Below are 18,333 nucleotides of genomic sequence, written 5' to 3'. Positions count from 1 at the left end.
GGCTGAACCAATGGCCAAGCCGTAAACGCCCACGTCTCAAAGCCAAGCTTAAATCCGGCCAAGCTTCGCGGTTGCGAGATCGGCGTTGTGCCGGCGCCACAGTGATGCGGCGCAGGCACATTTCTGGTTCGTTACTGGATGGCCGCGAGGGTGCGGCGGGCCCGCTCGGTGATGGCGGCAAAATTCCCGGCGCGGATCTCGGCCTCCGGGGCGAGCCACGAGCCGCCCACCGCCGCGACGTTCGGCAGGGCGAGCCAGGCCTTGGCGTCGGCCTCGCTGACGCCGCCGGTCGGGCAGAAGCGGGCCTGCGGGAACGGCCCGCCGAGCGCCTTGAGCGCCGCCATGCCGCCCGCCGGCACCGCCGGGAAGAACTTCGCCACCGTGAAGCCGGCGGCGAGCACCTGCATTAGGTCGGAGGGGGTGGCGATGCCGGGCATGAACACCATGTCGCTCGCCGCCGCCGCCCGCAGGAGCTCCGGCGTCGCCCCGGGGCTGAGCGCGAAGCGGGCGCCCAGCGCGTGCGCGGTCTCGAGGTCGGCCGGCGTCAGCACCGTGCCGAGGCCCACCACCGCCTCCGGCACCTCCTCCATGATCGCCTTCGCGGCGTCCCGCGCCACCGGCGTGCGAAGGGTGATCTCGAGCGTGGTGATGCCGCCGGCCACCAGGGCGCGGGCCAGCGGCACCGCGTGGGCGAGGTCCGGCACGGTGATGACGGGAATCACCGGCGAGGCGGCGAGCAGCGCGTCGAGGCGGCGGGCGCGGGTATCGGTGGTCATGAGCGTCGTTCCGAATCGGGGGTGAGGGCGAGGTCGGGCATCGCCGCCCGGGGGATCACGGCGCCGCGATGCCCGATCACGGCGCCGGCGAGGCGGTGGCCGATGGCTGCGGCCTCGGCGGGCGGCCGGCCGGCGAGGCGCGCCGCCATGTAGGCCGCCGCGAAGCTGTCCCCCGCCGCGGTGGTGTCGACGACCGACCCGACGGGGGCGGCCGGCACCGTGACGTCCTCGTCGCGCGCGAGCACCCGGACGCTCGGCGGCGAGCCGCCGCCCTTCAGCACGATCTCGCAGCGGCCGTGGTGGCGCAGAACCTCCGCCTCGCCTTCGGCCCCGTAGAGCCAGTCGAGGTCTTCCGCCGAGGCGAAGATCAGGTCGGCCGCCGCCATCGCGTCGCGGAAGGCGCCTTGCGCCTTCGCCGTGTCGGGCCAGCCGCGGGGCCGGTAATTGGTGTCGAAGGCGACGCGGCCGCCCCTCGCCTGCACGGCCCGGCAGGTCTCGGCGAGCGCCGCGCGCCCGGCCTCGCCGTAGAGCGACAGGCTGATCCCCGAGGCGTAGACGAGGTCGTAGCCGGAGAGCGCCTCTCGCGTCTCGGCGGCGCCGGGGCCGGCGAAGAGGTCGCGGGCGGCGGCGCTGTCGCGCCAGTAGTGGAAGCTGCGCTCGCCGGACCCGTCGGTGCGGATGATGTAGAGCCCTGGCATCCGCCCGGGCAGGCGGCGCACCCGGTCCGTGCCGATCCCCTCGGCGGCCCAGGCCGCCAGCATCTCCTCGCTCCACGGATCGTCGCCGAGCGCCGTGACGTAATCGACCGCGACGCCGAGCCGGGCGAGGTAGAGGGCGGTGTTCAGCGTGTCGCCTCCGTAGCTGCGCAGCAGGCTGCCGTCCGGCCGCTCCGACAGCTCCATCATGCACTCGCCGATGCAGGCGACCCTCGTCGTCATCGTGTCCGTTCCTCTCCCTGCCGCGTTCCGGGCGCGCTTTCCCCTTCCGGGGGGCGGCGTGGGGTGGCGCCCCCCGCGGAGCGCAGGGGCCTGTCCGGCGCATGCCTGCGTCGCCCTCCCACAAGGAGGAGGAGAGGGGATGGGTGTCAACGCCCCTGCGCCGTCCGCGCGTTCGCCCCCCCCGGGGACGCACCTTGTCCAGAGTTGAGACTTGAACAGTTGCGCCGCGGCGCTAAAAGACTTGCCCCAACGTCGCCCGATCGGGCAACTGCTGCGATGAACCCGCGACGGCTCCGCGCCGCCGCGAATGACGAGGCGTTCGACGCCGTCTTCCTGCCGCGGCCGGGAGCGGGTGGGACGACCGGTTCGAGACCACGAGGCTGTCGCCGCTCACGCCAGAGATCCGGGTTCGCGAGATCCCCGCCTGGCGTCCGGAGTTCGTCCGTCATGCCGCTCTACCGATTGCGCTCCATCGTCCACGACCCGGGAGAGACCGCTTCGTTCGACGATCTGCCGATCCGGGAATTCCCGATCGAGGCGCCGACGGTGCGCCACGCCGCCGCCCGTATCCTGGGCCAGGCCGACGCGATGTTCGGCGACCGGACCGGCGAGGCCTGGCTCGTGGCCGAGGACGGCGCCCGGGTCTGGAGCCTGAGCCTCGACGCCCATGAGGGCGATGCCCATGAGGGCGACGTCCGCGAGAGCGAGGCGCGGGAGAGCGCCTGGACCTGATCCCTCGCCCGCCTTGCTGACGCCGCAAGCGCCCCGCATCGGGACGGCCCCGAGCCCCGTTGCGAGTGTCCCGATTCGATGAGAGTGCTGCTCCCCGGTGCCGTCGCCGGTCTCGTGCTGGCCGCCGCGCCGGCCGCCGCCGACTGGCGCTACTGCCTCGCCCGCGGCCCCGACCGGACCGTCTACCTGTCGTCCCCGTTCTCGACCGTCGCGGCGATGCCGTCCCTCGACGCCGCCTTCGGGCAGATGCTCGACCGCACCCACCGCGCCCACGATCCGGTCCAGTGCCCCCGGGCCGAGGACGCGAAGGCCCTGCGGGCGATGCGCCAGACGGCGCTGCGCTACAACCGCGAGGACGGCGTGACCGTGGTCGAGCTCGACTGGGCCCCGGACCGGGACGCCGCCGCCCGGCAGTGACGCGCCGGCGCGCGAGGCTTTCCGCGCGCATGGCCGCCCCGCACCCACCGCGCTTCCGGCCAAATCGTTAGCATCCTATCTATGAGGCCGATCAATCATCGGCTTCTGCCGAACGCGACGGCGATGCGACGCGACCTCCTGCAATCCCTCACCCTGACCCTGCTCCAGGCCGGGCGCGTCTGGCGCCGGGCCGCCGACGAGGTCGTGACCGCCTACGGCCTGACCGAGGCGACGGCGCTGCCGCTGCTGCTGATCGGGCGGCTCGGCGGCGACCTGCGCCAGACGACGCTCGCCGACGCCCTCGGCGTCGAGGGACCGAGCCTGGTGCGCCTGCTCGACCAGCTCTGCGAGGCCGGCCTCGTCACCCGCCGGGAGGACCCGACCGACCGTCGCGCCAAGGTGCTGCACCTGACGACGGAGGGCCACGCCCGCGCCGCCGCCATCGAGGCGCGGTTCGACACGCTGCGCGAGGCCGTCTTCACCAGCGTCGGCGACGACGACCTGCGGGCGGCGTTGACCGTGCTGCGCACGCTCCAGGCCGACGGCCCGAAGGGTGCGGGTCTCTGCCCGCCCGACGAGGCCGCCCCCCTGCCGCGCCGAGCGGCCGAGGGCACCGCCACGAGAGGGAGCCTGTGATGCCCGGCTGGCGCCAATGGCTGTTCGCCCTCAAGGTCAGCGGGGCGGCCCTCCTCGCCCTCGGCATCGCGCTGTGGGTCGACCTGCCGCGCCCGTACTGGGCGATGGCGACCGTCTACATCACCATGCAGCCGCTCTCCGGCGCCACCCGCTCGAAGGCGGTCTACCGGGTGGTCGGCACGCTGATCGGCGTCTCGGCGGCGGTCGCGATGGTGCCGCCGCTCGTCGCCTCGCCGGAGATGCTGACGCTGGCGCTCGCGCTCTGGACCGCCGGCTGCCTCTACCTCTCGCTCCTCGACCGCTCGCCCCGGTCCTACCTGTTCATGCTCGCCGGCTACACCGCGGCGCTGATCGGCTTCCCGGCGGTGACGGCCCCCGAGACGATCTTCGACACCGCGGTGTCGCGGGCGGAGGAGATCACGCTCGGCATCCTGTGCGCCTCGCTGGTGGCGAGCCTGGTCCTGCCCGAGCCGGTCGGGCCGGTCCTGGCCGCCCGCGTCGGCGCCTGGCTCCGGGAAGCCGGGCGCTGGACCGGCGACGTCCTCTCGGGCGCCGGCGAGGCGCCGGCCGTCCGGGCGCGCCGCCTGCGGCTCGCCGCGGAGGCCGCGGAGATCGACGCGCTCTCGGCCCATCTCGCCTACGACACCTCGGCCCAGAGCCGGGCGGTGCCGCTGGTGCAGCTCCTGCGCGGCCGGATGCTGATGCTGCTGCCGGTCCTCTCGTCCCTCGCCGACCGGATCGCGGCGTTGCGCGGCCTGTCGGGCTTGAGCCCGGAGCTGAGCCGCCTGCTCGCCGACGTCGAGGCGTGGTCGGCCGCCGGCGCCCCGGCCGCCGGGGCCGACGCGCTGACGGCCCGGATCGAGGCCGCCGACCGGCCGCTGCCGCCCCACGCCGACTGGACCGCGCTCGTCCGGGCAAGCCTCCTCGACCGCCTGCGCGAGCTCGTCGCCATCGGCCGCGACTGCCGGGCGCTGCAGGACGGGATCGCCCGCGGCAGCGGCCGCCCGCGCGAGCCGCTCGCCTTCGCGGGCGAGTTCGGCGGCCGCGCCCCGCGCCACCGCGACCACGGCATGGCGTTCCGCTCCGCGCTGAGCGCGTTCCTCGGCACGGTCGCCTGCGTGGTCGTCTGGATCGCCACCGCCTGGCCCGACGGCGCCACCGCGGCGATGATGGGCGCGGTGCTCTCCTGCATGTTCGCGACCCAGGACGATCCGGTCCCGGCGATCCTCAGCTTCGCCACCTGGACCGGGGTCGCGGCGGCCGCGATCGGCGTGATGCTGTTCGGCGTGATGCCGCTCGTCCACGATTTCGTCAGCCTCGCGCTGGTGCTGGCGCCGGGCCTGATCCTGTGCGGCCTGCTGATGACCTCGCCGAAGACCCTGCCGGTGGGCCTCGCGCTCGGCGTCAACGGCAACGCGCTCCTGGCGATCCAGGACCGCTACGCCTCCGAATTCGGCGCCTACGTCAATTCCGGCATCGCCCTCGTCGGCGGTATCTGGATCGCCGCGATCGTGACCCGGCTGGTGCGCTCGGTCGGGGCCGAGCACGGGGCGCGCCGGCTGATCGCGGCGAGCCGGGCCGACCTCGCCCGGGCGGCGCGCCGGCGCGGGCGCGGCGACCGGGTCGCCTTCGCCCACCTGATGCTCGACCGCCTCGGCCTCCTGGTGCCGCGGCTCGCCGCCGCCGGGCCCGACAGCGAGCTGTCCCGCATCGACGCCCTGGCGGCGCTTCGGGTCGGCATGAACCTCGTGTCGCTGCGCCGTGCCCGCCACGGCCTGCCGGCCGACCAGGTCGCCGCCCTCGACGCCGCCCTCGACGCGGTGGCGCGCCATTACGAGGGACCGCGCGGCCCGGCCTCCGACGGCCTGCTGGCGGAGATCGACGCGGGCCTCGCCCTGATCGGCGCGCAGGCCGGGGCGGGGGTCGGGGAGGGCATCGAGGCCCGGGGCCGGCGCGACGCGCTCCTCGGGCTCGCGGGCCTGCGCCGCGCCCTGTTCCCCGGGGCGCCGCCCGCCGGCACCCCCCTGCTCGCGAGGGAGGCCGCCTGATGGCCGATATCGACCTCTACGGCGTCTTCGTCCCGGCCCTCCTGGTCTGGGCGGTCGTCGCCTTCCTCGTCAACCTGGTCCTGCGCCGGCTGATCGGCGCGCTCGGCCTCTACCGCCTGGTCTGGCACCGGGCGCTGTTCGACCTCTGCCTCTACCTCGTGTGCCTCGGCGGCGTCGTGTCGCTCGCCGGCCGCCTGACCTGAAGAATCCCGATCATGACCCGCGCGCTCGCCTTCCTCGGCCGCTTCGCCGTCACCGCCGTCCTGCTGGCCCTCGCCGTCGTCGTCGGGACGGCGCTCTGGGACTACTACCTCGAGGCCCCCTGGACCCGCGACGGGCGGGTGCGGGCCGAGGTGGTCGGCGTCGCCCCCGACGTGTCCGGCCTCGTGCGCGACGTCGAGGTGCGCGACAACCAGGCGGTGAAGCGCGGCGACGTGCTGTTCCGCATCGATCCGGACCGCTTCGCCCTGGCCCTGCGGCAGGCCGAGGCCGTGGTGGCCGGCCGCAAGGCCAATCTGGTCCAGGCCGAGGCCGACCTCGCCCGCTACCGCCAGCTCAGCGACAACGTCGTGTCGCAGCAGAAGCTCGAGGCGACGCTCGCCGCCGACCAGAGCGCGCGCGCCGCCTACGACCAGGCGGTCGCCGACCGCGACCTCGCGAAGCTCAACCTCGACCGCTCCGAGGTGCGCGCCTCGGTCAACGGCCGCATCAGCAACCTCGAATTGCGCCCCGGCGCCTACGTGGCCGTCGGCAAGGCGGTGATGGCGCTCGTCGACAGCGACACCCTGCACGTCCAGGGCTATTTCGAGGAGACGAAGCTCGACCGCATCCATCCGGGCGATCCCGTCAGCGTGCGCCTGATGGGCGAGGATCGCGACGTCACCGGCCGGGTCGAGAGCGTCGCCGCCGGCATCGAGGACCGCGAGCGCAGCGCCGGCTCCAGCCTGCTCGCCAACGTCAACCCGACCTTCGCCTGGGTACGCCTCGCCCAGCGCGTCCCGGTGCGCGTCGCCCTCGATCCGAGCGTCGAGCGCGACCGCCTGACCGTCGGCCGCACCGCCACCGTGGTGGTGCATCCCGGCGGCGCACGGCCGGAGATCCGCCCCTTCGAAGGTTGGCACCATCTCGGGCTGCGCGACGGCTGGGAGGCGCTGAAGGCCAGGCTGCCGGTGATCAGGAGCTGACGACGGGGCTCGGTCACCCGGAGCGCCGCGCCGTTCCTCGTCGCCCGCGTGGCGATGGTGTGCGCGGTCCAAGGCCTCCTGACGCGCGGCTCGGCGGAGGGGCCGGCGCCGACACGGCGTCGAGGGCGATTGTCCCTTTTCGGGCCGGATCCGGTCTGAAAAGGGATAATGCTTTTTCAATCAGTGATTTGGCTTCCGCCATCGTCGTCCTGGGGCTCCCCGACGGGCGATGATCCGGGATGCGACGCCTCGGAACGCCCCGGAGAGGTGCCGGGGCGAGTGCGATCAGACCGGCCGTTCACACCGCCAGCCCCACGACCGCCAGCCCCGCCGCCAACCCCCACAGGAGCCCGCACGCCCGCCGGTACAGCACCAGCGCGCGACGGATGTCGTCGGCACGCGCCTCGGCCCGGCCCGATCCCATCCAGGCATCCTCGACCCGCGTCGCGCCGTAGACCCGCGGGCCGGCGAGGCGAAGGCCGAGCGCGCCGGCCATCGCGGCCTCGGGCCAGCCGGCATTGGGCGAGCGGTGGCGGCCGGCGTCGCGCCGCGCGGCGCGGAGCGCGCCGCGCGCCGAGGCGCCCGGGGTCAGGGCGGCGGCGGCGACGACGAGACCGGCGGTGAGGCGCGAGGCCGGCAGGTTGACGAGGTCGTCGAGGCGGGCGGCGGCCCAGCCGAAGGCCTCGTGGCGCGGCGTGCGGTGGCCGATCATGCTGTCGGCGGTGTTGATCGCCTTGTAGAGCGCCCCCCCGGGCAGGCCGCCGAGGCCGAGCCAGAAGGCCGGCGCCACGATGCCGTCGGAGAAGTTCTCGGCCAGGCTCTCGATCGCGGCGCGGCAGATCGCGGCCTCGTCGAGGGTCTCGGGGTTGCGCCCGACGATCATCGCGACCGCCCGGCGCCCGCCGGACAGGCCCTCGCGGTCGAGGTCCCGGGCCACCCGGGCGACGTGGTCGTGCAGGCTGCGCTGGGCCGGCAGGCTCGCGGCGAGGAGCGCGCAGGGGAGGAGGCCGACGGGTCCGAGCGTCCCGCAGGCGAGGGCGAGGGCAAGCGCCGCGAGGCCGGTCGCCGCGAGGACGAGCCCGAGCGCCAGCACACCGGCGGCGCGGCGGCGCGCCGCCGGCGCGGCCTCGCGGTTGAGGCGCCGGTCGAGGGCGGCGATCAGGGCGCCGATCCAGGTGACAGGGTGGCCGGCCAGCCTGTACAGGCGGTCCGGATAGCCGAGGGCGGCCTCGACCGCGAGGGCGAGGACGAGCAGCAGGAGGCTGTCGGGCGGGTGCAGCAGGGCGGTCATCGGGCGTGGACGGGATGGCGAGCGAGAGGCGGGAGGGGCCGATCCGGCACGGAGGCGACCTCGGCGAGGCGGGCGGTCTCTTCCCGCAGGCCCCCGAGCCCTGGATCGATCTCTCGACCGGGATCAATCCGATCCCCTATCCGTGGCCGGCCCTCGAGGCCAGCGCCTTCACGCGGCTGCCGGCGAAGGCCGACCTCGCCGCCCTCGAGGCGGCGGCGGCCCGTGCCTACGGCGCGCGGCCCGAGCACGTCGTCGCGGCGCCCGGCACGCAGGCGCTGATCGACCTGATCCCGCGGCTGCGCGCCCCCGGCCGGGTCGCGGTGGTCGGCCCCACCTACGCCGAGCACGCGGCGGCCTGGGTCCGGGCCGGGCACGCCGTCGCGACGGTGCCGGACCTCGCCGCGGAGGCCGACGTCGTCGTGGTCGTCACCCCCAACAACCCGGACGGGCGCGTCGTGCCGCCCGGCGACCTCGCGGCGGCGGCGGCGCGCCTTGCCGGGCGCGGCGGCTGGCTCGTGGTCGACGAGGCCTTCGCCGATCTCGAGGCCTTCGGCCCGGAACCCGTCGAGAGCCTGTGCGCGGCGCCCCCGCCGGGGTGCCTCGTGCTGCGCTCCTTCGGCAAGACCTACGGCCTCGCCGGGCTGCGGCTCGGCTTCGCGGTCGCCGGCACGCCGATGGCGGACCTCGTGCGCCGCGCCCTCGGGCCCTGGGCGGTGTCGGGGCCGGCGATCGCGGTCGGGTGCCGCGCCCTGGCGGATTCCGTCTGGCGGCGGGAGGCGGCGGCGGCCCGCGGCCGCGACGCCGACCGGCTCGACGCGCTGCTCGCGGCCGCCGGCGGCCGGATCGTCGGCGGGACGCGGCTGTTTCGCACCGCCGATTTTCCCGACGGCCCGGGCCTGTTCGGCCGCCTCGGGCGGGCCGGCCTGTTCGTGCGCCGCTTCGAGGCCGCGCCGGCGCGCCTGCGCTTCGGCCTGCCCCCCGACGCGGCGGCCTGGACCCGCCTCGCCGAGGCCCTCGCCGCAGCCCCGGGGGCGTGACCCGACGCCTTTAAAAAGGCCGAAAACCGAAGCATCCGACACAACCGAGAGAACCGGGATTTCCGGTGGTCGCGAAGCCGGCCGGCGCCGCACGAGGATCAAGGCACAGATGGACGCGGACGAGGTCAAACGGCGCGACAGGCTCGGCAGCATGATCGCGTTCGCGCGCCGCACCGTGCCGGACCTGCGCCGCAACGCCGAGACGGTCGAGCCGATCGCCCCGGCCGGCCCCGGCGGCCGTCTGCCGGCCCTGCTCAACCCGCTGCGCTGGACGCGCGTGCCGCTGCTGCCCTCGTCCGGCACGCAGAACCGCGTCCTCGCCCGGCTCCTGCGCCACATCGGCCTCTTCGTGCTGCTGCCGACGGCGGTGGTCGGGATCTACCTGTTCGTCTTCGCCGCCGACCAGTACGTGGTCGAGGCCCGCTTCGCCGTCCGCGGCGAGGTCGAGCCGATGGGCAACGTCGCGCTCGGCGAGTTCTCCTCGCTGATCCAGAAGAACAACAGCCAGGACAGCTACATCGTCCAGGAATACGTCCAGAGCCAGCCGATGCTGGAGAGCGCCCAGAAGGAACTCGACGTCGTCCGGATGTTCACCCGCGACGAGGCCGACTTCTGGACCCGCTATTCCGGCGACAAGCCGGTCGAGGAGCTGCTGAAGTACTGGCGCAAGCACGTCCAGGTCCACATCGACCTGGTCTCGGGCGTGATGACCCTGACGGTGCAGGCCTTCAAGCCCGACGACGCCCTGGCGATCGGCAAGCACGTCGTGGCCCGCGCCGAGGCGCTGATCAACGCGATCTCGTCCCGGGCGCAGCAGGACATGCTGCGGCACAGCCAGGACGACCTGGCGGCGAGCGAGGCGCGGCTGCGCAAGGCCCACCTCGCCTTGCGCGAGTTCCGCAACCGCTGGGGCATCATCGATCCGGCGAAGTCGGCGGAAGCGACGATGACCACCCTGCTCTCCCTGCGCAAGGACAAGATCAAGTCGGAGAACGACCTCCAGGTGCTGCGGGGCTCCGGCCTCGACGAGAAGTCCCGCTCGATCCAGACCATCGTGGCGAGCCTCAACGCCACCAACCAGCAGATCAAGCAGCTCGAGGATTCGCTGACGAGCGACGGCATGGCGGTCGGAGGCCGGCACGTCTCGGACGCGATCCTGGAATACGAGGGCCTGATGGTCGAGCGCACCATCGCCGAGAAGCTGAACGATTCCGCCACCCTGATGCTCGACCGTGCCCGGGTGGCGGCCAACCGCCAGCACGTCTACCTGTCGGTCTTCGTGCCGCCGACCCGGCCCGAGCTCTCCACCGTGCCGATGCGCGGCCACGCCCTGTTCGTGGCCTTCTTCGCCTTCCTGGTGCTGTGGGGCTGCAGCAGCCTGCTCATCGCCGGCGTCAAGGACCACAACATGTAAGGTGCCGCATGGCCGAAGCCGCAGCCGGGCCTTCGGTCCCGGCGCGGGCCGTGCGATGAAGCGGTCCGGGGCGCCGCAGGGGCGCCCGCGGGCCCGAGTTCGCGAGCCTCAAGGACGAGCAACACCCCGATGTCCGATTTCACGGACCTGGTCGCCCGGGCGGTCTCGCCGGCCATGAGCCGGGAGGAGCGCGAGGCGGTCTACCAGGTGGTCAAGCAGGCCATGCGGCGGCTCCAGGAGCGCGAGAACCTCCCGCCGGACGATCCCCGCGCCCTGCTCCAGGAGCACCTCGTCGAGGAGACGATCCGCGACGTCGAGGCGCTGGTCACCCGCTACCTCGCCCGCCAGACCATCGTGGAGGCCGAGCGCGCCGCCGAGGCGGCGAACGCCGCGGCCGCGGCCGGCGATTAGCCGGCTCAGGCTCCCTCGGTCAGGCGCTTGAGCGAAATCTGGAGCGCGTCGCCGCCGAGCAGCAGCGCCCGCGACAGGTCCGCCAGGGTGACCCAGCCGGTGACGCGCCCGCCCGCATCCCGCACCGGCAGGCGCCGGACGTGGTGGGCGGCCATCAGGTCGAGGGCGGTGCGCAGGGGGTCGGTCTCGGCGCAGGACACGACGGGGCGCGACAGCACCTCGCTCACCCGGACGGTCGCCGGGTCGAGCCCCCGGGCGACGACCCGGTAGAGGATGTCGCGGTCGGTGACGACGCCGTCGAGGGCGTCCGGCGTCCCGACCGGCAGGGCGCCGACGTCGAGCTCGCCCATCAGCACCGCGGCCTCCTGCACCGGGGCCTCGCCGGCGACGAACTCCACGTCCCTGCTCATCACGTCCGCGACCGTCGCGCTCATCGCACCCCCTCGCTGCTCCCGAGATCCTGGCCGGCAACCCGCGGCGGCGGCCGCGGCTCCGGATCGCGATGCGATTCCGACCGGTAAAATGACACCGGTGAAATTTTGACGGCGGTGCGGGAGCTTGGGCGAGGGCCGGCGCGTTCAGCCCACAGTCAGGCTTCTCGCCTCCGGGATCGTCGAACGCCCCCATGAACATGGAACTCACGTCCAAGCCCGCGCCGGAGACCCCGGCGGCCTCGCCCCTCGCCCGGCGCGCCTCGCGCATCAGCGAGGGCCAGCCCTTTCCGCTCGGCGCCACCTGGGACGGCCTCGGTGTCAACTTCGCGCTGTTCTCCGCGCACGCCACCAAGGTCGAGCTGTGCCTGTTCGACGATACCGGCGAGACCGAGATCGAGCGGATCGAGCTGCCCGAGTACACCGACGAGGTCTGGCACGGCTACCTGCCCGATGCCCGCCCCGGCACGATCTACGGCTATCGCGTCCACGGCCCCTACGAGCCGGAGGCCGGCCACCGCTTCAACCCCAACAAGCTGCTCCTCGATCCCTACGCCAAGGCGCTCGTCGGCTCCGTCACCTGGAACCCGGCCTTGTTCGGCTACGTGATGGAGAGCGGCGACGACACCACCTTCGACACCCGCGACAGCGCGCCCTTCACCCGCAAGTGCCGGGTGATCGACCCCGCCTTCACCTGGGGCCGTGACCAGAAGCCGAACGTGCCGTGGGACAAGACGGTCTTCTACGAGACCCACGTCAAGGGCTTCACCAAGCTGCATCCGGCGGTGCCCGAGCGCCTGCGCGGCACCTATGCGGGCCTCGGCACGCCTGAGGTGCTGGCCTATATCCGCAGCCTCGGCGTCACCTCGGTCGAGCTCCTGCCGGTCCATTCCTTCGTCAACGACAGCTACCTGCTGGAGAAGGACCTGGTGAACTACTGGGGGTACAACACCCTCTCGTTCTTCGCACCCGCCCGCCGCTACGCCGCCGTCCCGGACTTCGCCTTCTCGGAGTTCAAGGAGATGGTGGCCCGCATGCACGGGGCCGGCCTCGAGGTGATCCTCGACGTGGTCTACAACCACACCGCCGAGGGCAACGAGAAGGGCCCGACCCTGTCGTTCAAGGGCATCGACAACGCCTCGTACTACCGGCTGCTGCCGGACCAGAAGCGCTACTACATCAACGACACCGGCACCGGGAACACCGTCAACCTCTCGCATCCGCGGGTGCTGCAGATGGTGACGGATTCCTTGCGCTACTGGGCGACCGAGATGCGGGTTGACGGCTTCCGCTTCGACCTCGCGACGATCCTCGGCCGCGAGCCCTACGGCTTCGACGAGGGGGGCGGCTTCCTCGATTCCTGCCGCCAGGACCCGGTGCTCTCGTCGGTCAAGCTGATCGCCGAGCCGTGGGATTGCGGCCCGGGCGGCTACCAGGTCGGCGGCTTCCCGCCCGGCTGGGCCGAGTGGAACGACCGCTTCCGCGACGAGGTCCGCGGCTACTGGAAGGGCGACGAGGGCCTGCTCCCGGCGCTCGCCTCGCGCCTCACCGGCTCGGCCGACAAGTTCAACAAGCGCGGCCGGCGCCCCTGGGCCTCGGTGAACTTCATCACCGCGCATGACGGCTTCACCCTCGCCGATACGGTCTCGTACAACGAGAAGCACAACGCGGCGAACGGCGAGGACAATCGCGACGGCCACTCGCACAACCTGTCCTACAATTACGGGGCGGAGGGGCCGACCGACGATCCCGAGATCCGCGCCGTGCGGATGCGCCAGATGCGCAACCTGCTCGCCACGCTGCTCCTGTCGCGCGGCACCCCGATGCTGCTCGCCGGCGACGAGTTCGCCCGCAGCCAGAAGGGCAACAACAACGCCTATTGCCAGGACAACGAGATCTCGTGGATCGAGTGGGACAAGATCGGCGAGGAGGAGCGTGACCTCGCCGAGTTCACCCAGCGGCTGCTGATCCTGCGCCGGTCCCTGCCGATGCTGAGCCGCGGGCGGTTCCTCACCGGCGCCTACGACGCGGATCTCGGCGTCAAGGACGTGAGCTGGCTCACGCCCGGAGGCACCGAGATGAACCCGGAGAACTGGAACGACGGCGGCGCCCGCTCGCTCACCGTCGTCCTCGACGGCCGGGCCCAGTCGAGCGGCATCCACCGGCGCGGGGGCGAGGCGACCCTGATGCTCCTGTTCAACGCCTATCACGACATGGTGGAGTTCACCCTGCCGGAGGTGGTGGGGGGCGATGCCTGGATGCGGGTGCTCGACACCAACCTGCCCGACACCCAGGAACTGGCCCGCTTCGCCGTCGGCAGCACCTACGCGGTCACCGGCCGCTCGATGCTGATGTTCGTCCTGCGCCCGACCGACGTCGACCATGCCAGCGAGACCTGGCGCTCCTACCAGCACGTGATCCAGGCCTTCGAGCGGGCGGAATCCGAATGCGTGGCGTTCGGGTTGCCGCACGAGGGATGACAACCGGGCGGGCCTGCCCACTTTGAGTGGGCCCGGATATTCCGCCCGCCCCCGCCGTCAGTGGGGGCGGGCGTGCATGAGGGCCTGTCGGACAGGCGCGGTGCCAGGGGAGCGGCCGGACCGGCCTGTCCCGTCGGCGATCGCGCGAGCGTGGAGTGGGGGCGGTGGCGAAGATCCTTCTCGTCGAGGACCATGAGGAAATCTGGGATTTCCTCTCCCGGCGACTCAAGCGGCGGGGCTACGAGGTCGTGCTCGCCCATGACGGCGAGGAGGGCGTGATGAAGGCCCGCACCAGCCGGCCGGACATCATCCTGCTCGACATGAACCTGCCGGTGCTCGACGGCTGGTCGGCGGCCCGGGCGCTCAAGTCGGACGCCGAGACCGCCCGGATCCCGATCATCGCGCTCACCGCCCACGCCATGTCGGGCGACCGCGAGAAGGTGATCCAGGCCGGCTGCGACGACTACCACCCGAAGCCGGTCGACTTCTCGAAGCTCCTGACCCAGATCGGCGCCGCCCTCGGCACGCCGCCCACTTCTTAAGACACAACAGCTGCGGCGGGTGCGAAGCCGATGATCGACGATCCCGTGACGGCGCGCCGCCTGCGCGACGCGATGCCGGTGTTCACGGCGCTGGCGGCCTGCCTGCTGGTCCTGGCAATCGGGGCGATCCTGTCGCTCGCCCGCGACGTGCTGATGCCGATCACCCTCGCGGTGCTGCTCAGCTTCGTCCTGGCGCCGGCGGTGCGGGGTCTGCAGCGCCGGCGGCTGCCGCGCTCGCTCGCGGTGCTGGTCGTGGTGCTGGCGACCTTCGGGGCGATCGGCGGCCTCGGCCTCCTGATCGCCAACGAGACGGCGCAGCTCGCCTCGGACCTGCCGCGCTACACCGTGACGATGCGCGAGAAGATCGGGGCGCTGCGCGCGCATTCCGGCGGCGGCGCCACCTTGGAGCGCCTGTTCCAGGCGGTGCAGGACCTGAGCCAGGACCTGCAGCCGCCCGAGGCCGCCAAGCCGAAGGGCGGGCCGGCCGACGTCGAGAAGCCGATGCTGGTCGAGGTGCGCGAGCCGAAGGCGGGGCTGCTCGCCACCCTCGGCAGCGTCGTGGCCCCGGTGCTGCACCCGCTCGCCACGATCGGCCTGATCCTGCTCTTCACCCTGTTCTTCCTCGCCCAGCGCGAGGACCTGAGGAACCGCGCGATCCGGCTCGCCGGCTCGGGCGACCTGCGCGCCACCACGGCCGCCATGGACGACGCGGTGGCGCGGCTGTCGCGGTTCTTCCTGGCCCAGGCCGGGCTCAACTTCGCCTTCGGGGTGGTGGTGGCGGCGGGCCTGTGGCTGATCGGGGTGCCGAGCCCGATCCTGTGGGGCGTGCTCGCGGCGATCCTGCGCTTCGTGCCCTATATCGGCGCCGTCATCGGCATGGCCTTCCCCCTGCTGCTCGCCGCGGCGGTCGATCCGGGCTGGTCGATGCTGATCGCGACCCTCGCGCTGTTCGCGGTCGTCGAGCCGATCGCCGGCCACGTCGTCGAGCCGCTGCTCTACGGCCACTCGACCGGCCTGTCGCCGGTGGCGGTGATCCTGGCCGCGACGCTGTGGACCTTCCTGTGGGGGCCGGTCGGCCTCGTGCTCGCCACCCCGATCACCGTCTGCCTGGTGGTGCTCGGGCGCCACGTCGAGCGCCTGGAATTCCTCGACGTGATGCTGGGCGACCGCCCGGCGCTCGCGCCCTCCGAGATCTTCTACCAGCGCATGCTGGCCGGCGACCCCCTCGAGGCGATCGACAAGGCGCGCCAGGTGCTCAAGGAGCGGGCGCTCGCCACCTACTACGACGAGATCGCGCTCGGCGGCCTGCGGCTCGCCCAGAACGACCGGGCGAGCGGCGCCCTCGCGGCGGACCGCCAGCAGGCGGTCGGCCAGGCGATCGAGACCGTGGTCGAGACGCTCGGCACCGTGCCGGTCCGCAAGGGCGCCTCGGCGGTCCGCAGCGCCGAGGTCGAGGCCACGGTCGCGGCGGTGGGGCCGGACCGCGCCACCACCGCCATCGTGCGCCGCAAGGAGGATCTCGCGCCGGCCTGGCGCGGGGCCGCCCCGGTGCTGGTGGTGGCGGCCCGCGGGCCCTTCGACGCCGCCGCCGCCGGCATGCTGGCCCAGGTGCTCGGGCGCCACGGCCTCAACGCCCGCACGACCTCGCAGGACGCCCTGAACCGGGGCGAGCGGCCGGACACCGAGGGCGTCGCCCTCGTCTGCCTGTCCTACATCGAGCCGATCAGCACCTCCCACATCCGGCTCGCCGCGCGCCTCGCCCGGCAGGCGATCCCGGGCGTGCGGGTGATGGTGGCGGTCTGGCGCGAGCGCGACCCGGCCGACCGCGACCGCCTGCGCCGGGCGACCTCCGCCGACATCCTGGTGACCACCATCACCGACGCCCTCGACGCCTCCTTGCGGCTCTCGGGCGCGGGGGAGGTCCGCCGCGAGGCCCCGCGCCGGGCGGCCTGACCGCCACGGCGCGCGGGCGGCCGCCCGGCGCCCGGATCCGGGTGCCGGGCAGGAAGCATAGACCGGCACCGCGGCCGCCCGTGAGAGGATAGCCGCGCGCCGGCGAGCGCCCGGGACGGTCCCGGTGCGGCACGCCCAAGTCCATCGCGGCGGATCGGATGCGCGATTCCTGTCGCCGGGATCGTTGTCCGGCTCCGAATCGTACGGAACGCCGGATCGGGGGCCGGCCGGGCGATTGCAACCTTGCGTCGCCCGCCCTACCTCGGAGCGGAGCGACGCACGGCCGCGGTTGCGATCGGCGGGATTCGTGGGTGTGCGTCGCCGTCGGGCATGGGCGCGGCGCGCGAGGGGCCCGGGCAAGGACCCCGGGCGGGCGCGGGATCGAGGTCAGCGGAGCGACGATGAGTGTGAAGCGAACGCCGACCGAACTCGGGACCCGGCCGACCGTCGCCGACGTGCCCACCGACGTCTCGGACCATCACAGCGACATCTTCTTCGCCGCCGTCGAGATGACGCGGATGCCGATGATCGTCACCGATCCGCGCCAGCCCGACAACCCGATCATCTTCGCCAACCAGGCCTTCCGGGCGATGACCGGCTACGCGCCCGAGGAGCTGGTCGGCCGCAACTGCCGCTTCCTGCAGGGGCCCGAGACCGACCGCGAGACGGTGGCGGAGGTGCGCCGCGCCATCGCCGCGCGCGAGGAGATCGCCACCGAGATCCTGAACTACCGCAAGAACGGCTCGACCTTCTGGAACGCGCTGTTCATCTCGCCGGTCTACGACCCGACCGGCGAGCTCGTCTATTTCTTCGGCTCGCAGCTCGACGTGTCGCGCCGGCGCGACGCCGAGGAGGCCCTGCGCCAGTCGCAGAAGATGGAGGCGCTCGGCCAGCTCACCGGCGGCATCGCGCACGACTTCAACAACCTGCTCCAGGTGGTGGTCGGCTACGTCGACATCCTGCAATCCGGGCTCGAGGACCCGGCGACCGATCCGCGCCGGATGACGCGGGCGGTCGACAACATCCGCAACGCCGCCGAGCGCGCCACCACCCTGACCCAGCAGCTGCTCGCCTTCGCCCGCAAGCAGCGCCTCGACGGGCGGGCGGTGAACCTCAACAACCTGGTCGAGGGCATGCGCGACCTCGCCGGGCGCACCCTCGGCGAGGGCATCGCCGTCGAGGCCGAGCTCGCTCAGGGCCTGTGGAACGCCCGCCTCGACTCGACCCAGACCGAGGTGGCGCTCCTCAACATCCTGATCAACGCCCGCGACGCGATGCCGGCGGGCGGTACGGTGACGATCCGGACCGAGAACCACGCCTTCACCGCGGACGAGCTGCCCTCGGGCCTGCCGCAGCCCGGGCGCTACGTCTCGGTGTCGGTCACCGATACCGGCGACGGCATGCCGCCGGAGATCCTGGCGCGGGTGATGGAGCCGTTCTTCACCACCAAGGAGGAGGGGCGCGGCACCGGTCTCGGCCTCGCGATGGTGTACGGCTTCGCCAAGCAGTCCGGCGGCACGATCGTGATCGAGTCCCGGGCCGGCCACGGCACCACCGTGCGGCTCTACTTCCCGATGAGCGACAGCGACGAGCGCCCGGCCCCCGGCCCGGGGCAGCGGGCCGACCAGCGCGCCGGCACCGAGACGATCCTCGTCGTCGACGACCGCCGCGACGTCGCCGAGCTCGCCCGGGCGATCCTGCGCGACTTCGGCTACACCACCCTGCTCGCCACCGACGGCCGCCAGGCCCTCGAGCTTCTCGACGGCGGCGACAAGGTCGACCTCCTGTTCTCCGACCTGATCATGCCCGGCGGCATGAACGGCGTGATGCTCGCCCGCGAGGCGCGCCGCCGCCAGCCCCGCCTCAAGGTGCTGCTCACCACCGGCTACGCCGAGGCCTCGCTGGAGCGGACGGATGCCGGCGGCAGCGAGTTCGAGATCATCAACAAGCCCTATCGCCGGATGGAACTGGCACGCCGGGTGCGCGCGGTGCTGGACGGGCCGACCGGGGTGACCTGAGGCGCCGCGCCCGCGCCGACCGGAG

The 18,333-nt window shown here is 73.3% G+C and carries 17 protein-coding genes; 13 read left to right on the top strand and 4 right to left on the bottom strand.

Annotation, left to right across the window (positions count from 1 at the left end; translation table 11 throughout):
- Nucleotides 1-131: 131 nt before the first annotated feature.
- Nucleotides 132-776, bottom strand: a complete 645-nt coding sequence (gene eda / locus A5481_RS23650) for a bifunctional 4-hydroxy-2-oxoglutarate aldolase/2-dehydro-3-deoxy-phosphogluconate aldolase (protein ID WP_064504344.1) — start codon at nucleotides 774-776, stop codon at nucleotides 132-134.
- Nucleotides 773-1,714: a sugar kinase gene (locus A5481_RS23645; RefSeq protein WP_048433096.1), complete on the bottom strand. Its 942-nt coding sequence runs from the start codon at nucleotides 1,712-1,714 to the stop codon at nucleotides 773-775. Before A5481_RS23645 ends, eda begins: the two co-directional genes overlap by 4 nt.
- 447 nt (nucleotides 1,715-2,161) lie before the next feature.
- Here A5481_RS23645 and A5481_RS23640 point away from each other — a divergent pair, with 447 nt between their 5' ends.
- From A5481_RS23640 to A5481_RS23615, 6 genes are all read left to right on the top strand, one after another.
- Nucleotides 2,162-2,446, top strand: a complete 285-nt coding sequence (locus tag A5481_RS23640; protein ID WP_053082306.1) for a hypothetical protein — start codon at nucleotides 2,162-2,164, stop codon at nucleotides 2,444-2,446.
- A gap of 78 nt (nucleotides 2,447-2,524) precedes the next feature.
- On the top strand, nucleotides 2,525-2,863 hold the full coding sequence (locus tag A5481_RS23635; protein ID WP_048433095.1) for a hypothetical protein: 339 nt from the start codon (nucleotides 2,525-2,527) through the stop codon (nucleotides 2,861-2,863).
- Nucleotides 2,864-2,986: 123 nt separating this feature from the next.
- Complete coding sequence (locus tag A5481_RS23630; RefSeq protein WP_082173022.1) at nucleotides 2,987-3,499, top strand: MarR family winged helix-turn-helix transcriptional regulator; 513 nt, start codon at nucleotides 2,987-2,989, stop codon at nucleotides 3,497-3,499.
- Nucleotides 3,499-5,547: an FUSC family protein gene (locus tag A5481_RS23625; protein ID WP_048433094.1), complete on the top strand. Its 2,049-nt coding sequence runs from the start codon at nucleotides 3,499-3,501 to the stop codon at nucleotides 5,545-5,547. The genes A5481_RS23630 and A5481_RS23625 overlap by 1 nt, the downstream gene beginning before the upstream one ends.
- Nucleotides 5,547-5,750 (top strand): DUF1656 domain-containing protein, encoded by a 204-nt coding sequence (locus A5481_RS23620; protein ID WP_048433093.1) that lies wholly within the window; start codon nucleotides 5,547-5,549, stop codon nucleotides 5,748-5,750. Before A5481_RS23625 ends, A5481_RS23620 begins: the two co-directional genes overlap by 1 nt.
- Before the next feature lie 12 nt (nucleotides 5,751-5,762).
- Nucleotides 5,763-6,731, top strand: a complete 969-nt coding sequence (locus tag A5481_RS23615; RefSeq protein ID WP_048433092.1) for an efflux RND transporter periplasmic adaptor subunit — start codon at nucleotides 5,763-5,765, stop codon at nucleotides 6,729-6,731.
- 298 nt (nucleotides 6,732-7,029) lie between these two features.
- On the opposite strand, the gene cbiB is transcribed toward A5481_RS23615, so the two are convergent.
- Nucleotides 7,030-8,022: an adenosylcobinamide-phosphate synthase CbiB gene (gene cbiB, locus A5481_RS23610; RefSeq protein WP_048433091.1), complete on the bottom strand. Its 993-nt coding sequence runs from the start codon at nucleotides 8,020-8,022 to the stop codon at nucleotides 7,030-7,032.
- A 14-nt stretch (nucleotides 8,023-8,036) separates the two neighbouring features.
- Between cbiB and cobD the strand changes: the two genes are divergently transcribed.
- The 3 genes from cobD (at nucleotide 8,037) to A5481_RS23595 (ending at nucleotide 10,884) form a co-directional block, all read left to right on the top strand.
- Nucleotides 8,037-9,059 (top strand): threonine-phosphate decarboxylase CobD, encoded by a 1,023-nt coding sequence (cobD, locus tag A5481_RS23605; RefSeq protein WP_048433104.1) that lies wholly within the window; start codon nucleotides 8,037-8,039, stop codon nucleotides 9,057-9,059.
- A gap of 109 nt (nucleotides 9,060-9,168) precedes the next feature.
- Nucleotides 9,169-10,473: a KpsE/RkpR family capsule polysaccharide export protein gene (locus tag A5481_RS23600; protein ID WP_048433090.1), complete on the top strand. Its 1,305-nt coding sequence runs from the start codon at nucleotides 9,169-9,171 to the stop codon at nucleotides 10,471-10,473.
- Between the two features lie 129 nt (nucleotides 10,474-10,602).
- Entirely contained in the window at nucleotides 10,603-10,884 is a 282-nt protein-coding gene (locus tag A5481_RS23595) for a hypothetical protein (protein WP_048433089.1), read from the top strand.
- Between the two features lie 5 nt (nucleotides 10,885-10,889).
- On the opposite strand, the gene A5481_RS23590 is transcribed toward A5481_RS23595, so the two are convergent.
- Nucleotides 10,890-11,318: a CBS domain-containing protein gene (locus A5481_RS23590; protein ID WP_048433088.1), complete on the bottom strand. Its 429-nt coding sequence runs from the start codon at nucleotides 11,316-11,318 to the stop codon at nucleotides 10,890-10,892.
- Between the two features lie 197 nt (nucleotides 11,319-11,515).
- Between A5481_RS23590 and glgX the strand changes: the two genes are divergently transcribed.
- From glgX to A5481_RS23570, 4 genes are all read left to right on the top strand, one after another.
- The gene (gene glgX, locus A5481_RS23585) at nucleotides 11,516-13,795 is read left to right on the top strand and encodes a glycogen debranching protein GlgX (protein WP_082173021.1); all 2,280 of its coding nucleotides are present in this window, start codon (nucleotides 11,516-11,518) and stop codon (nucleotides 13,793-13,795) included.
- A 164-nt stretch (nucleotides 13,796-13,959) separates the two neighbouring features.
- Entirely contained in the window at nucleotides 13,960-14,337 is a 378-nt protein-coding gene (locus tag A5481_RS23580) for a response regulator (protein WP_048433102.1), read from the top strand.
- Between the two features lie 30 nt (nucleotides 14,338-14,367).
- Nucleotides 14,368-16,290 (top strand): AI-2E family transporter, encoded by a 1,923-nt coding sequence (locus A5481_RS23575; protein ID WP_048433087.1) that lies wholly within the window; start codon nucleotides 14,368-14,370, stop codon nucleotides 16,288-16,290.
- 401 nt (nucleotides 16,291-16,691) lie between these two features.
- On the top strand, nucleotides 16,692-18,308 hold the full coding sequence (locus A5481_RS23570) for a hybrid sensor histidine kinase/response regulator (RefSeq protein WP_048433086.1): 1,617 nt from the start codon (nucleotides 16,692-16,694) through the stop codon (nucleotides 18,306-18,308).
- Nucleotides 18,309-18,333: the final 25 nt, after the last annotated feature.

Origin of the sequence: Methylobacterium platani (assembly GCF_001653715.1) — a bacterium.
In the GTDB taxonomy this organism is placed as follows: Bacteria; Pseudomonadota; Alphaproteobacteria; order Rhizobiales; family Beijerinckiaceae; genus Methylobacterium; species Methylobacterium platani.
This window is presented reverse-complemented; position numbering and strand designations above follow the sequence as displayed.

Bases quoted from the DNA above. Each gene is read 5' to 3' on its own strand.
- eda (WP_064504344.1), bottom strand. From the start codon at position 776: ATGACCACCGATACCCGCGCCCGCCGCCTCGACGCGCTGCTCGCCGCC.
- A5481_RS23645 (WP_048433096.1), bottom strand. From the start codon at position 1,714: ATGACGACGAGGGTCGCCTGCATCGGCGAGTGCATGATGGAGCTGTCG.
- A5481_RS23640 (WP_053082306.1), top strand. From the start codon at position 2,162: ATGCCGCTCTACCGATTGCGCTCCATCGTCCACGACCCGGGAGAGACC.
- A5481_RS23635 (WP_048433095.1), top strand. From the start codon at position 2,525: ATGAGAGTGCTGCTCCCCGGTGCCGTCGCCGGTCTCGTGCTGGCCGCC.
- A5481_RS23630 (WP_082173022.1), top strand. From the start codon at position 2,987: ATGCGACGCGACCTCCTGCAATCCCTCACCCTGACCCTGCTCCAGGCC.
- A5481_RS23625 (WP_048433094.1), top strand. From the start codon at position 3,499: ATGCCCGGCTGGCGCCAATGGCTGTTCGCCCTCAAGGTCAGCGGGGCG.
- A5481_RS23620 (WP_048433093.1), top strand. From the start codon at position 5,547: ATGGCCGATATCGACCTCTACGGCGTCTTCGTCCCGGCCCTCCTGGTC.
- A5481_RS23615 (WP_048433092.1), top strand. From the start codon at position 5,763: ATGACCCGCGCGCTCGCCTTCCTCGGCCGCTTCGCCGTCACCGCCGTC.
- cbiB (WP_048433091.1), bottom strand. From the start codon at position 8,022: ATGACCGCCCTGCTGCACCCGCCCGACAGCCTCCTGCTGCTCGTCCTC.
- cobD (WP_048433104.1), top strand. From the start codon at position 8,037: ATGGCGAGCGAGAGGCGGGAGGGGCCGATCCGGCACGGAGGCGACCTC.
- A5481_RS23600 (WP_048433090.1), top strand. From the start codon at position 9,169: ATGGACGCGGACGAGGTCAAACGGCGCGACAGGCTCGGCAGCATGATC.
- A5481_RS23595 (WP_048433089.1), top strand. From the start codon at position 10,603: ATGTCCGATTTCACGGACCTGGTCGCCCGGGCGGTCTCGCCGGCCATG.
- A5481_RS23590 (WP_048433088.1), bottom strand. From the start codon at position 11,318: ATGAGCGCGACGGTCGCGGACGTGATGAGCAGGGACGTGGAGTTCGTC.
- glgX (WP_082173021.1), top strand. From the start codon at position 11,516: ATGGAACTCACGTCCAAGCCCGCGCCGGAGACCCCGGCGGCCTCGCCC.
- A5481_RS23575 (WP_048433087.1), top strand. From the start codon at position 14,368: ATGATCGACGATCCCGTGACGGCGCGCCGCCTGCGCGACGCGATGCCG.
- A5481_RS23570 (WP_048433086.1), top strand. From the start codon at position 16,692: ATGAGTGTGAAGCGAACGCCGACCGAACTCGGGACCCGGCCGACCGTC.